General features: G+C 71.9%; 12 protein-coding genes. 1 reads left to right on the forward strand and 11 read right to left on the reverse strand.

Annotation, left to right across the window (positions count from 1 at the left end):
• Positions 1-19: 19 nt before the first annotated feature.
• The 11 genes from ACMCNK_RS03040 to ACMCNK_RS03090 all read right to left on the reverse strand — a co-directional run bounded on the left by ACMCNK_RS03040 (position 20) and on the right by ACMCNK_RS03090 (position 12,754).
• The gene (locus tag ACMCNK_RS03040; protein ID WP_412734845.1) at positions 20-826 is read right to left on the reverse strand and encodes a hypothetical protein; all 807 of its coding nucleotides are present in this window, start codon (positions 824-826) and stop codon (positions 20-22) included.
• A 159-nt stretch (positions 827-985) separates the two neighbouring features.
• Complete coding sequence (locus tag ACMCNK_RS03045; RefSeq protein ID WP_412734846.1) at positions 986-2,011, reverse strand: alkaline phosphatase family protein; 1,026 nt, start codon at positions 2,009-2,011, stop codon at positions 986-988.
• Positions 2,012-2,080: 69 nt separating this feature from the next.
• On the reverse strand, positions 2,081-3,181 hold the full coding sequence (locus tag ACMCNK_RS03050; RefSeq protein WP_412734847.1) for an endoglucanase: 1,101 nt from the start codon (positions 3,179-3,181) through the stop codon (positions 2,081-2,083).
• Between the two features lie 84 nt (positions 3,182-3,265).
• Positions 3,266-3,871 carry a hypothetical protein gene (locus tag ACMCNK_RS03055; RefSeq protein ID WP_412734848.1) on the reverse strand — a complete coding sequence of 202 codons (606 nt, stop codon included), beginning with the start codon at positions 3,869-3,871 and terminating at the stop codon, positions 3,266-3,268.
• Between the two features lie 65 nt (positions 3,872-3,936).
• A complete protein-coding gene (locus ACMCNK_RS03060; RefSeq protein WP_412734849.1) occupies positions 3,937-5,205 on the reverse strand; it encodes a hypothetical protein in 1,269 nt (422 codons plus the stop codon).
• A complete protein-coding gene (locus ACMCNK_RS03065) occupies positions 5,202-6,014 on the reverse strand; it encodes an ATP-binding cassette domain-containing protein (protein WP_412734850.1) in 813 nt (270 codons plus the stop codon). Before ACMCNK_RS03065 ends, ACMCNK_RS03060 begins: the two co-directional genes overlap by 4 nt.
• A complete protein-coding gene (locus ACMCNK_RS03070) occupies positions 6,001-6,534 on the reverse strand; it encodes a hypothetical protein (protein ID WP_412734851.1) in 534 nt (177 codons plus the stop codon). The genes ACMCNK_RS03065 and ACMCNK_RS03070 overlap by 14 nt, the downstream gene beginning before the upstream one ends.
• A gap of 488 nt (positions 6,535-7,022) precedes the next feature.
• On the reverse strand, positions 7,023-7,418 hold the full coding sequence (locus tag ACMCNK_RS03075; protein WP_412734852.1) for a YccF domain-containing protein: 396 nt from the start codon (positions 7,416-7,418) through the stop codon (positions 7,023-7,025).
• 38 nt (positions 7,419-7,456) lie between these two features.
• Positions 7,457-9,568, reverse strand: a complete 2,112-nt coding sequence (locus ACMCNK_RS03080) for an acyltransferase family protein (protein WP_412734853.1) — start codon at positions 9,566-9,568, stop codon at positions 7,457-7,459.
• A gap of 112 nt (positions 9,569-9,680) precedes the next feature.
• On the reverse strand, positions 9,681-11,249 hold the full coding sequence (locus ACMCNK_RS03085; protein ID WP_412734854.1) for a glycosyltransferase family 2 protein: 1,569 nt from the start codon (positions 11,247-11,249) through the stop codon (positions 9,681-9,683).
• Positions 11,250-11,785: 536 nt separating this feature from the next.
• Entirely contained in the window at positions 11,786-12,754 is a 969-nt protein-coding gene (locus tag ACMCNK_RS03090) for an AraC family transcriptional regulator (protein ID WP_412734855.1), read from the reverse strand.
• 326 nt (positions 12,755-13,080) lie between these two features.
• On the opposite strand from ACMCNK_RS03090, the gene ACMCNK_RS03095 reads away from it, so the two are divergent.
• Complete coding sequence (locus tag ACMCNK_RS03095) at positions 13,081-13,935, forward strand: Rieske 2Fe-2S domain-containing protein (protein ID WP_412734856.1); 855 nt, start codon at positions 13,081-13,083, stop codon at positions 13,933-13,935.
• Positions 13,936-13,978 lie beyond the last annotated feature (43 nt).

The following is a 13,978-nucleotide window of genomic DNA, read 5'->3' on the forward strand; positions in this document are numbered from 1 at the left end:
GCGGGACGCAACGACACGCTCAGTCGTCGACGTCGTCGATCTCCGGGGCGTCGTCGGGCAGCAAGGGGGTCGCCCACAGCTCCGCGCCCGAGTGATGCACGTCGTCCAGTTCCGGCAGCCCGTGCGGATGGGCGTACCCGGTCGGGTCCCCCTCCGGAGCCACCGCGTCGAACGCGGCGTCGTGGTCCGGCTCGATCGCCAGGCCGTGGTCCAGGCCGAGGTCGTGGTCGTGCCCGAGACCGAACGCCGAGTCCAGCGGCACCCGCCCGGACTCCCCGGGCGCGTCGACCGCGTGGCCGTGATCGAGCGCGTGCTCATGGTCGAGAGTGTGGCCGTGATCCAGCGCGTGCTCGCGGTCGAACGTGTGCTCCTGGTTCAGCGTGTGGCCGGAATCCAGCGCGTGCCCGTGGTCGAGCGTGTGCCGGTGGTCGAGCGCGTGGTCGTGGTCGAGCGTGTGGTCGTGGTCGAGCGACGTATGCGCCGGGTCGGCATCGCCGACCCCCAGGGGCGGATCGATCTCCGGCGCGGCCAGGGCAGGATCGTCGAGGTTCGGCGCGGGCGCGGTGGCGAGCAGACCGGACAGGTCGATCTCGTCCGCCGCGGTGTCGCCCTCGGCGATCGGACCGTGTGCCATGACGAACGGCGCCAGATGCTCCGCGACCTCGGCCGCAGCCGTGCCGGCGTAGCTGACCACGGCCTCGGCGAGCAGGTCCGGCGGGAGGTCCGGGTGCCCACCCGCGTCCAGCACGGCGGCGAGATCGCCCGGGGTGCCGGCGTCGCCGGTCAACCCCGAGAGGATCTCGTGAAGGGATCGCGCCGGTGCCATGCCGACTACTGTAGGTACAACCCCACCGGTACCGGCAAGGGGGACATCCCCGGGCCACCCCCTAACGCGCCGCGCTGTGCCGGCGGTCTTCGGGCATTGCGGCGTGCGAGGGCATGCCCCGGACTCCCGCGACCCGCGGCGACAAGGCGGACATCGCGTTCACTCCGGCACCGCCGACGGGCGGACGGCCGCCGCCCGATCGGCGGCCGCGAGATGGAACGCGTCGGTCATCGCCGGGGCCGTGGCGGCGCAGCCCAGCGGCGGCACGCGCAGGATGTCCGCCATGGTGTGCAACGTCGAGCAGTGCGTGTACGGCCCGTCCGCGGTGACGTGCTGCGTCGTCGGCGCGATCACCAGGGTGGGGATGTGGTTGCTCTCCTTGCTGCCCTCGTCCCACGTGATGATCACGACGAGGCGTCCGGCGCGGTAGTCCGGCCCGGCGAGGATCTGGGTGAGCCAGTCGCGCAGCCACTGGTCGCCGGTGGCGGTGCGCTGCTGCGGGCAGGCGTCGGCGCCGTGCATGTCGTGGCACGCGTCCGGGCTGATCAGCCCGAACGCCGGCAACGTGCCCGCGGCGACGTCGGTGTGCAGGGCGCCGGCGTTCAGGTCACCCAGTGGGAGCACCCAGCGCGCGCAGTCGGCACGCTCGTTGACGTAGTACGTGGCCGGCACGTGCCGAACCAGGTATCGGCCCTGGTCGGCGTTGTCCAGCGGGCACGGCCCGGGTGCCGACTCGGCGTAATTGCGCCATTCGCGTCCGCTGGCGGCGACCTGATGGAACAGGTTGTCGCTGGTCAGCGGGTGGGCGCGCGGTGCCCGGTCGTCGCAGACGCCGTGCGTGCTGCCGCTGGTGAGCAGCAGGTACGCGGCCAGCGACGGGCATTGCGGTGGATAGCCGGCGTCGAGGTGGCGGGCGATGCCGTACCGGGCGGCGATGTCGTTGAGGTACGGCGCTTCCTGGTCGCCGATGATGGCGTCGTACTCGTGGTTCTCCTCCATGATCAGCAGCACCTTGGAGTACGGTCCGGGCGCCTGCTCGGGAGTGTTCCCGGACGGCGCCGGCTCCGGTGGCACGGGCACCGGCACCGGTGCCGGGCGGGTACAGCCCGCCAGGGCCAGCAGCAGCGCGACGGCCAGGACGGCCGTACTTCTGATCACGGTTGCCTCGAACGGCCGGTGGCTCATGCGCCCATCATGGCGCGGACGGCGACGACGTGACCGGAGGTACCCCCGCCGTGGGCGTCGCGCGGGGCGTCACCGGCCGTCCAGCGTCACGTCGAACAGCGGGCTGGCCGCCAGCCTCCGGAACGCGGCCAGACTCGACGGGGAACTGTCGACGCTGATGTCGCGATCGCCGAAGAGATCGTCCTTGGTGTCGAAGTACACGATGGCCTTGACCGCGGGCCGCCGCACCAGCTCCGGCAGCACGCTGGCGAACTCGGGGCCCTTGTCGGCGGTCCGGCCGACCCGGTGGTAGACGCCCCACTCCGCGACCATGATCGGCTTTCCGGGGTGGGCGCCGACCGCCCAGTCGTAGAACCCGGTGCCACCCCCGCCGGGCTGCCGGTCGAGCAGGTCGGCGAACCCGCCGTAGTGGTAGCGGCCCGGCTCCGCGGACACGTACGAGTCCAGCCCGACCCAGTCCACGACGTCGTCGCCCGGGTAGAGGTCCTTCCACCAGGACCGGGCGATCCATTTCTCGCTGCCCATGTACGCCAGCACCGTGACCGCGTGACGCACCCCGTCGCCGCGTATCCGCGTGATCACGTGCCGGTACATGGCGGCGAAGTCCCGGGCGGTCATCCCGGACCCGGGGACCGGATCGACGTCGACCTCCGGTTCGTGGTTCAGGACCAGGAAGAACCGTTGACCATACGCGTCGCGGACGTAGCGTGCCCAGCGGTCGATCCGTCCGTCCGCCCCGCCGCGGGCGACGTCCGCCCACGTGGTGCCGTCGGCCACCCGCCAGTTCACCAGCAGGACCCGAGGCCTGGCCGGATCCTCGGTCATGGCGATCTCCGCCGGGCTCGGGAACAGGTCGCCGCCCCGGTGGTAGGTGTGGAAGATCGTCGCGGTGCGACCGGTCTTCGCCTCCCACCGCTTCAACGCCCGGTCCCGCGGCACGGCGCTGAACGCGCCGGCGGCGGCACCCCAGAGCACACCGCAGGACGGTACGAGTTTCGCGTCCGTCACACAGGCCGGGGCCGTGGGAGTCACCGTCGGGGTGGGCGCCGGCGGCACCGGCACCGGCACCGGGTCAGGCCCGCCGCACGCGACCAGCCCGATGGTGATCAGTGCAGCAGTCGCCCAGGTGCGTACCGCCGCCCTCCGCGCTGCCCTCGGCCACCGTCCCATCGCCTCGAGCATCGCGGACAGGGGCCCGACTGAACCGACGACACGGCGGCGCGGGATGAAGTACTCGCGCCGTCGTGTCGTCGGTCATGGCGTGTCTGTGTGGCGACGGCGACGGATCGGCGCCACGTACGCAAGGAACGCCGCTGCGTAGAGAAGGCCGATTCCCGTGACGGAGGCCGCCGTGACCTGATCCGCCATGACCACGGCCCACCAGTAGTACCCGATCCCGTGGTTGGGATAGCCGAACAGGATGCATGCCATCGTGTAGGTCAGCGACGGCAACCACGTGAGGTGCGGGTAGCCGAGCCGCGCGACGATCAGGCCGAGCGCGTTGTAGAGCAGCACGTTGCGGACGACCGCGGCCCAGCCGATGGTCGAGCCGGTGAGGATGCCCGACGAGGTGGCGAGCGCCGCGGCGAGGGTCCAGACGGCGGCCCAGGCCCCGCGCGCTGCGGCGGCGCGCGGGGGATCGGGCAGCGGCAGCCTGGCGGTGTTGTCGCAGGCGATGGCGGCGGCCGTGCCCGCAATCACCGGAAGGAACAGCAGGGCGGACACCGGCGAGATCAACCGCACCATGCCGAAATCCGAGAACGACACCTGCGAGAGCAGGACCGACCCGACCGCGACGACCACCAACGTCCCCCCGGCGGCGTTGGTCGAGTGGACGCCGGCCCAGGCCCGTACGAGCATCCACAGGTGAGTCCCGGACGTGGTCCGTGCGTGCCTTGCCGGCGACCGGACCGGCGTCGGCTGGTTCACAGCGACGCGTCCAGCCGGCAGCCGGCGAAGTCGTTGAGGACGGTGTCGGCCTGCTTCGGGGTGAGCAGCCGCACAGGTACCGGGGTCATGACGTCGTCGACACCGGCCAGGTGCAGCCACGTCGTGACCAGGGAGAAGTAGTTGGCGGTGAACCGGTCCACGTCGATCCCGCCGACCGACGGGTTCTGGACGAACGCGCAGTGGGAGGGGGTGAGCATGGCGGTCGCCGCATCCTGCACCGTGAACTGGCCGCCTTCATAGACCTGGGCGGGCAGGTAGAGGGCGAACACGCCGGGCCCGGACGGGTGGTAGCTGCGGCTCTCCTCGATGATCCGGGCAGGCACGAGCCGCGAGTAGCCGTGCGCCTGGGCCGCCTTGGCCAGCGTGTCGATCGAATTGTTGATCGCGGCGGCGTACCGGCGGTGCTCGGGGTAGAGGCAGATCTGCGGTGCGGTGCCCGTACACGAGGTGGGCGCGTGCGGCGTCGAGTCGTACCGCTGCGACGGCAAGGCTGTCGGTGCGATGGCGATCGCGGCCACGACGAGGACGGCGGCGACGGCGGCGGCGCCTGTGGGCAGCCGGCGGCCGGACCGGCCCTGCACCCGCAGGGTGAGCAGCAGTGCCCCGGTCCCCAACAGCAACACGGCCTGGGCGCTCAGGTAGCCGGCGTTGAACGACTTGCCGACCATGGTGATGGTTGCTGAGCCGAGGTTGAGGAGCTGGAACGTCGGCTTGCTGTCGAACGCTCCGCCGACGAGGTAGCTGAGCGCGAATCCGCCGACGCCGCCGACCAGGCCGGCCACGAGGGTATTGGTGTAGCGGCCGACGGCGGAGCCGAGGCACACGTACCAGACGATGCCCGCGCACTGCACGAGCGCGGCGCCCAGCAGCGACCACCAGCTCACGCTGGGATGCCCGACACGGCCGACGATCATGGCGGCCCCGATGACCGCCAGATGCAGCACGCTCAGGGGGATGGCGCACCAGGCCGCGGCCCAGAGGTAGGCACGTCCGCGCCGGGCGACCGATACCACGAGGTGCAGGTTGCCGGGCCGGGACAGGCGTGCCGCGTCGATGGCGGCGACGCCCGCGGCCAGCGGGCCGATGATGAACAGCGAGATGGCGAACCAGTCGACGCTCCAGAGGCCTTCGCCGCGCCACGGCATTCCGCGCAGCATGAAGTTGGTCACCTCGATGCCCAGGGCCGCCAGGATCATCCACGGGCCGAGCAGGGTCTTGCGCGCGTATCTGAGCTGTGAGGTCATACCGCTGCTCCCATCAGGGCCGCGATGGAGCGTTCCAGGTCGGTGTCGCCGGGTGCGTCCGGCGTGGCCTGGCGTTCCAGGCCGGCGACGTCGCCGTCGTACATGACTGCGCCGTCGGAGAGCACGATCACCCGGTCGGCGAGGCCGCGGATGTCCTCGACCAGGTGGGTGGAGACGATGACGATCTGGTCGCCGCCGAGGTTGGCGATCGTTTCGCGCAGGCCGATGCGCTGGCGCGGATCCAGCCCGACGGTGGGCTCGTCCAGCAGCAACAGGGCCGGATCGTGCACGATTGCGTGGGCGATGCCGAGCCGCCGCCGCATACCGCCGGACAGGCTGCGTACCGCGGCGGTGCGCTTGTCGGTGAGCCCGACGCGGGCCAGGGCGCTGGCGACGGCCTCCTGACGTGCACCGGTGGGCACCTTCTGCAGCCACGCCACATACAGCAGGAATTCCTCGCACGTCGCGGCCGGCGGCAGGCTCGGTTCCTGCGGCAGGTACCCCAGTGCCGCCCGGTCGTCGGAAGACTCGAGTCGCACGGTGCCCGACGTCGGCCGGTCCACCTGTGCGGCCATTCTGAAGAAGGTCGACTTGCCCGCGCCGTTCGCGCCCACCAGACATGTCACCCCGGCCGAAAGCTCAAGCGTCAACGGCCCGAGCCGGAAGCCATTGCGGTAGTTCTTCGTCAACTCGTGACACACCAAGCGGTTCGCGGCCATTCTCGTCGAGCTCTCCTTCAATACGTGGGACCGGCCGCCGGGCAATTCTGTATTACCCGGCGGCCGGGAATTCCAATTAGTAGGGCTCACCCTGGGTGTAGGTGTAGCCGCTGCACGGGTCGCTACGGAACGGAACGTCCAGGCACACCTGCTCTGCGGCGCGCGCGTAGTTGCCGTTGAAGGCCGCTGCGGTGCTGAAGTCGAGCCACTGACCGCCCGTGACGTTAGAGTGCGTGCTCTCGGCGGAACCGGCGTTGTAGTACGCAGCCGTGCAACTCGTGTACTGCGGGGCGTAGCAGACGCCGGCGTTCGACTGAGAAACCATCGCGCCGTACTTCTTGTGGTTGTCCGCGTTGGCGTACCAGTAGTAGCCGGACGTGTACGACCGGGTCCCCTGGCTGTTGTCCACCACGCGCCACTTGCCGTAGCCCTTGGCGGTACTGCCGTACCCCTTCACGGTCAGCGGGGCGGAGCTGGAGTTCCAGTTGACCCACGTGCCCTTGGTCGCCGCCAGCGCAGGGCTCGCGGCCGCGGAGGCGAGGGCCGCCCCGGCAGCAACGGTCAGGATCGCCGTTCCGACTCGTCCCCGCGCGAATTTCAAGATGTTCAAGCTGTTCCCTTTCACTGACACACAGGGCGGACGGAACATCGTCCCGCCACACCCATTTCTTAGAAAGGGGTGCCCCCCGTGAAGCGCCTGATCTTTCGGCGTATCCACGGCCTCGGCCGAGCGAGCAACCCCAGAATCAGCTCCCCGCCTCGGGAGCAGAACGGTTGCAATCATGGCGCGTTTCGGGAACCGGTGGCATCGGCCGTAGGTGCGGATTGATGCCCGACCCTCCGCAGCTTCCGCGCGGCGTCTCAGCCTGAAAAAAAATGACCGTTATGCGGCGGTGATGGATCCCACTTTGACTAAAGCAGGGGTGCATCGGAAGTGCATTTCTGTGGCCGATGGTGATGGCGTGACTGGGGTAGAAGATCACCAGTTTCGGTGATGATCATTATTGGTTTCCAGGCGCCTGGCAATGGCGGAACGGGATTGTTTGAGTAAACGATCTTGCAAAGGAAAACGATCTAGACGCCCGGCTTGGTTGATCGTCAGCGAGGCGCCGGGCTCTGATCGATGTCGACGATCTGCCGGCCCAGCGGCCAGAACGCGACCGGGACCAGCTTGAAGTTCGCGATCCCGAACGGGATCCCGATGATCGTCAGGCAGAGCGCGATCCCGGCGACGATGTGGCTCAGCGCGAGCCACCAGCCGGCGAGCACGACCCACAGGATGTTGGCGAGTCCCGAGGCCACCCCGGCGTCGGGCCGGCTGACGACGGTACGGCCGAACGGCCACAGCGCGTACCCCGCCACCCGCAGCGCCGCGACGCCGAACGGGATGGTGACGATCAGCGCGAAGCAGACCAGGGCGGCGATCCCGTAGCCGATGGCCAGCAGGAGCCCGCTGCCGAAGATGACCCACAGCACGTTGAGAATCAGTCGCACACGTCCAGCATGCCCGATTCACGCCACCCGGGAAGTCCTCACCCGGTCAGCAGCCCCTGGCTTTCCAGCTCGTGCTCCAGGCGGGGGGCGAGCACGGCCGCGGCGGTGTCGGTGAGGTGGGAGCCGTCGCGGTAGAGCAGTATGCCTTCGCGAACGGCCGGGCAGCGCGGCCCCGGCGGGCACAGCGCCGGGGTCAGGTCGACGTCCGACACTCCGGGCCGGCGGCCTCTGGCCAGGTCCTCGGCGAGCGGGTCGCGCGGCAGTGCCGCGTCCCGCGCGACCGCGCACCGTTGCCAGTCGTTCAGCGCACCCGACATGCAGGTGGGTACGTCCCGCCCGAACGTGGGGGTGTCGCGCAGGTACACGATCGGCGCACCGGTCGCCACGAGGGGCCGCAGCGTGGAGTCCCAGCCACGGGCCAGGGCCCGGGTGTCGGCGGCGTACCGGTTGAGGCTGGCCACGACGATCAGCCGTGGCCGTGGACCGGTGGCGATCCGGGCCAGCGCGTGGCGCCGCCACGTGTCGCATTCGGTGTACGCACGCCCGAGCTGCGGGCTGCGTACGGTCAGCCGGGGCAGCGGGCAGCCCTGCTTGACCAGTACCTCCACGGCCCAGCCGCGGCGTTTCGCGAGGCTGTCGACGGCGGCGAACCACTGCCCGGCGTGTGAGTCGCCGATGAGCACGATCCGGTCGGCGGCGCCTGGCGTGCCGTATCGGCAGGCGGGGCTGGTCGTCACCTCCGGCGGCACTTCGCAGCCGGCGTCGGCCGGGAAGTCGCGGCGGGCCTGGGCCGGTGCGGGCCGTACCGGCCCGGCCTGCCGGTCGGGTCCGGGTTCGGCCAGCAGCCACGGCCCGCCCGCCGCGCCGACCGGGACGGGACCGGCCGGCCCGCCCGCCTCCAGTTGCCGGATGGCGCCGCTGCCCAGCAGCAGGGCCGCGGCCAGCGGCACGGCGACCGCGGTGGCGCCGACGGCGAGACCCCGGCGGGGCCGGGCGGCCACCACGAGCGAGAACCTCAGTGGGCGTTCGACCAGGCGGGCGGTCAGCGCGGCGGGTATTCCTGCCGCCAGCACCAGGGCCAGGCGCGCGGGCCAGCGCAGCTCGCCGAGGGCCGCCTCGGCCAGCACCAGCACCGGCCAGTGCCACAGGTACCAGACGTACGAGAGCCGCCCGGCCGTCCGCGCCGGACCGGTGGCCAGCAGGCGCCCCGCCTCGACCCCCGCCGGCGACCGGTCGTCGGCGCGGTGACCGGCGAGCACCACCGCGCAGGCCCCGAGCGTCGGCACCAGCGCCGCGGTGCCGGGGTACGCGGTCAGCCCGTCGAACGCCGCCGTGGCCCACCCGATCGCCGCGATCCCGCCCCAGCCGAGCACCGCCCGTGCCCAGGTCTCGCCGCGGCCGGACAACAGCCGGGCCGCGTACGGTGCGGCCAGCGCGGCCGCGGCACCCACCCCGAACTGCCACGCCCGCGACGGCGACCCCAGGTACGCCAGCGGCGCCGAGACCGCGGTCCAGCGCAGGCTCAGCGCGTACGATCCGGCGGTCACCGCACCCACCGCGACCGCGATGCCGGGCAGCGCCCGGCGGTCCCACCGGCGAGCCAGCGCCGCGACCAGCAGCACCAGCGGCGCCCATCCGAGGTAGAACTGTTCCTCCACGGCCAGCGACCAGAAATGCAGCACGGGGCTGGGTTCGGCCTGAACGGCCAGGTAGTCGGTCTGGGCGGCGACGAACCGCCAGTTAGCCGCGTTGGCGGCGGCCGCGATCAGGTCGTGGGCGACGTCCACGCGGGCCAGTGGCGGCAGCAGCAGCCATGCCGCGGTGGCCGTGGCGGCCAGCGTCACGCCCGCGGCCGGCAGGATGCGCCTGGCCCGCCGGGCGTAGAAGTCGGCCAGGGAGAAGGTGCCGTGCGCGGTGACCCGGGCCAGTAGCAGCCCGGTGATGAGGAAACCGGAGACAACGAAGAACACGTCCACGCCGACGTACCCGCCGGAGAAGAACGGCACGCCGGCGTGGAATCCCAGCACGGTGAGGATCGCGACGGCGCGCAGGCCCTCGATGTCGGGCCGGAAGTTCAGCCGGTAGGCCGCCGCAGCGGCGGGAGCGGCCGGCGCCGCGATGGTGGCGGTCGGCGTCACGGCTCGCGTCACCGGGCCCACGGCAGCATCGCGTCGACCCAGCCCGAGGCGAGCAGGCCGATCACCGCGAGCACGGTGGTGATGGCCAGCGCTTCGGGCCAGCCGATCCGGTCCCGGCTGCCGTTCACCGGGACTCGTCCGGAAACAGGGCCGCGATCAACGGCACATTCAGGTACGTCATGAGCGCCGCGTACCCGGCGACGCCCCAGTGTTGCGCCCAGCCGTAGCGGGCGGCGTCGTAGGCCACGCCGGCCCACATGGCGATCGTGGTGACCGCCAGCCAGCCCAGGGCGACCCGCCCGACCGTACGGGCCAGTGCGGACCGGCCGCCGCCCGTACCGGTGGGCACCCAGGCCGCGGACCGGTGCCGCAGCGTGTGCACCAGCGCCAGCGCTCCAGCGAAACTCACCATGAGGTGGGCGCGGATCACCTCCATGCGCCACCGGGTCGCCGAGACCGACGGCAGCAGGACGAGCCACACCCACAGCGGAGCGAGCAGCGGCAGCGCGTGCCAGGGCCGGATCTCGGCGGGATAGCAGAACATCATCACCAGCGGCGGCAGCGGCGCGGCGAACACGTTCACCGCGGCCATAAGGTAGCCGAGCACGCCGTTGACGTACGCCAGCCGCCACCGCCACGGGCCCGGCATGCGACGGAATTCGGTGTCGGTCAGCAGGTGCAGGTTGCCCATGGCCCACCGGTACTGCTGGTTGACGAACGCGGGCATCGTGGCGGGGGACAGGCCCTTGGCGGCCAGGACGGGCACGTAGCGGGTGCGGTACCCGGCGCGCAGCATCGCCAGCCCGGTGTACAGGTCCTCGCTGTGGTCGAGGCGGGCGAAGCCGCCGATGCGTTCCACGGCCGACCGGCGGTAGACGGCGTTGCTGCCGCAGCAGATGGCGGCGTCGTCGGCGTCGCGGGACGGCTGCAGCCATCGGAAGAACAGCTCCTGCGCCGAACCTGCGGCGCGTTGCAGCCACGGCATCCGCGCATCGGTGTCGAAGCACTGCGGGCTCTGCACGATGCCGACGTCCGGCGTCTCCAGATACGGTGCCAGGTGCTGGAGGAAGTCCGGGCGCGGGCAGAAGTCCGCGTCGAGGATGGCGATCAGATCGCCGTCGCTGCGGGCGAGGGCGTCGTTGAGGTTGCCGGCCTTCTTCAGATGACCGCGGTCCGGCCGGGTCCGGTACGTGAACCCGTACGCGTCGGCGAGCGACCGGACCTCGGGCCGGGCGGCGTCGTCGAGCACCCACACCCGCAGCGCCCCGCCCCACCGCAGGCGCGCCACGTGGTCGTACGCGTTGCGCAGCACCGCGATCGGTTCGCCGCAGGTGGGCAGGAACACGTCCATGCTGGGGGCCGGTGCCGGGTGCCAGGCCCGCAGGAGCAGTTCGTGCGAGTCGCGGGTGATCCGCCGCTGACGCTGGCCGTCCACACAGGACAGCAGCAGCCCGGCGGCGTTGAGCGCCAGCAGGATCAGAAACACCCACAGCGCGGGGTGCCGCAGCGAGAACAGGAACAGTGTGGCCGCCGTGACGGCGTACGACAGGGAAATGCACAGGAGGACCCAGCGGCGCTGCGGGCCGAAATAGGCGTACAACTCGGTGTCGTCCGGCGGGGCCGGGAGAAATGGTGCGGAAGATTCGTCGGCGATGCTGGCCGGCGGCGCGTCGAGCGCGGCTGACGCGGGCATGATGGTGCTCCCCAGGTCCCTATGTGCACGGCCCCGAAGGCCGAACCCACGGTCCAGAAAAGCATAGGTTTGTTAACTGATCAGGGCTGGCGGGTTGATTTATGAGTGGCATCACGTCCGTTCATCCTCTGTAGACAATTGTGATTTGGCTGCGTTGTTTTCGGCGCGAGACGGGTGACGAACGTGCCGTGGTGGCGCCGTCAGGACCGGCGCCGCCGGCACCCGGCGGGCGTCGCGTGGCGGCGCAGCGCCGCCAGGTCCGGCCGGCGGGCGACCGTGGGCCGCGGCGGACGCCCGCCGCACCCCGCCAACGCCCTCACCACATCCCCCCGAGGTGCCGTCGCCGGCTCGGGCAACGGCGGGACACCGGCCCGGCATCGCGCACCGGGCCGCCGAGCCGGTGCGGCGGTGTGCTTCGGCGCCACGCGGACCGCTGGCGTGCGTGCGCGGCGCAACAGCACTGATTCGCCGCCACGTGTGCGGTCTCGAAGGCGATCGTGTGCATCACGGCTCCCGGGAAAGACTGAATCGGAGGATCAGGTGCGCAGGCTCTGGCCCGGAAGCCGGCCGTACGCGCTGCGGTAGGCGCCGGCGAACCGGCTCAGGTTCGCGAAACCCCAGCGGCGTGCCACGGCGGCGACCGTGACGCCCCCGGCCGGATCCGCGGCCTGCAGATCACGGTGCGCCCGCTCGAGGCGTACGCGTCGCAGGTAGCTCAGGGGCGTGGTGCCGAGATGCCGGCGGAAACCGTCCTGCAGCGCCCGCGGTCCGACGCCCGCCGCGGCTGCCACGTCCGCGACCGTGAGCGGCTGGCCGGCGTGGGCATCCATGTACGCCACCGCCCGGCGCACCACGGCCGGGGCGATCCGGCCGGGTTCGCGTCCGCGGGCGGCGGTCAGGGCCGTGTTCGGGAAGACGGCCAGCACCGTGGCGGCGGCGAACCGCAGCAGGTGCGCGGCGATCAGCGGGGTGAGCTCGGGCGCGGCGAGCCGGCGACCCAGGTAGGGTGCGGTGTCCGCCCAGTGGCGGCGCATCGGTTCGGACACCGGGGTCATCGCCTCGAACCGTAGATCCGCCCCGCGCAACCCCGTGGTCTCCTCGGCCACCTGCTCGGCGTGTGCCAGCGGGATCTGCACGTGCAGCAGCGCCGGGTCGAGGTAGTCGCAACGGAACGGGTGCCCCGGCGGGTAGAGGAACCCGGCCTCGCGGTCCAGCGCGATCTCCTGACCGGCGCCCTCGATCACCGCGTGGCCCTCGGTGAGCAATCCGGCGAGCAGAAAGTCCAGCGGATCGCACGTGCCGGCGTACCGCATCCCGGTGATCCGCACCGTGTGCGCTCCGAAGCCCCGGCCCGACACGGAACTCAGCCGGAAATCCACCGCCGCCGGATCATGGAACGTGATCCGGGCACGGTGCGACGCGACCGTATTGGCGGCCGCGGCGGCCAGATCACGATCGGCGGTGTGGACCTCCGACCTGTGCATCACCGGTTCGGGCGACCGCACCGCGGGACCTCCCGAGGGCGTGCCACGGCGTGCGCGGCATCGCGTACCGGAGAAGCGAAGCGCATGACCTGGCGTCCCAGCCCTTCCCGCGGTCGCCCGCGTTTTCTGTCCTAGTACCTTCGCCCGGCGGCCCCGGCCCTCGTGGCGCATCCGGACCGGCTCACCCGTTCGGGTCACCGCCGAGGGCCGGCGCCGCCGTTGAGGCGACGGTCCGGTCGGGCGTGGACGACGACTCCCGGGCGCAGCCCGCCGGCGCTGATCCCCTCGGCCGGCCGGGCGGTGCGAACAGCGGGTTTCGGCGCCGGGGAAAGGGGAACCCGGCTGTCATGCAGATGCTTACCCGGCTTCAGGAAGCCCGCTCGCTCGATCCGGTCAGCGACAGGCTGCAGGCCGCCGTCACGGGGACGGTCAAGCCGCAGCGGCTGCGCGACGTACTGCAGGGCATCTGGCTCGGCCACCCGCTGCACCCGGCACTGGTGCAGGTGCCGGTCAGCGCGTTCCTGTCCGCCGCGGTCCTCGACCTGATCCCCGGTCGCGGCCGCGCCCGCGCCGCCACGACCCTCATCGCGGTCGGCATCGGTACGGCGGCCCCGGCGATCGCCGCCGGGCTGCTCGACTGGTCGCAGATGACCCGGGACCGGCGCCGGGTCGGGCTGGTGCACGCCGCCGCCAACACGGTCGCGCTCGGCCTGTACGCCGCCTCGCTGGCTGCGCGGCTGGGCGGCCGGGACACCCGCGGCAAGTCGCTCGGCTTCGCCGGCCTGTCAGCGGCCGGGCTCGGCGCGTACCTCGGCGGTCATCTGTCGTACGCGCAGGGCGCCGGCACCAACCAGGCCGTCCCCGAGATCGCCCGCATCCCCGAGGACTGGACGTCGGTGGGATCGCTGAGCTCCCTGCCCGAAGGAAAGACCACGGTACGGACGGTCGGCGACGTCCCGGTCCTGCTCTACCGCACCGGCAGCCACGTCACCGCGCTGATCGAGCGGTGCGGGCACGAGACCGGGCCGCTCGGCGAGGGCGAGATCGTCGGCGCGGGCCCCGACGCCTGCGTGGTGTGCCCCTGGCACGGCAGCACGTTCCGCCTGGCCGACGGCACGGTCGTGCACGGCCCGGCCGCCAGCGATCAGCCCGTGGTGCCCGTCCGGGTCCACGACGGCCGGGTGGAACTCCGCCAGCCCTGACCCGCACCCGACGCCGCTGCGCATCCCCGGCGTGAGCCCGCGC

Source organism: Krasilnikovia sp. MM14-A1259, from assembly GCF_047159535.1.
Classification (GTDB): domain Bacteria; phylum Actinomycetota; class Actinomycetes; order Mycobacteriales; family Micromonosporaceae; genus Actinoplanes.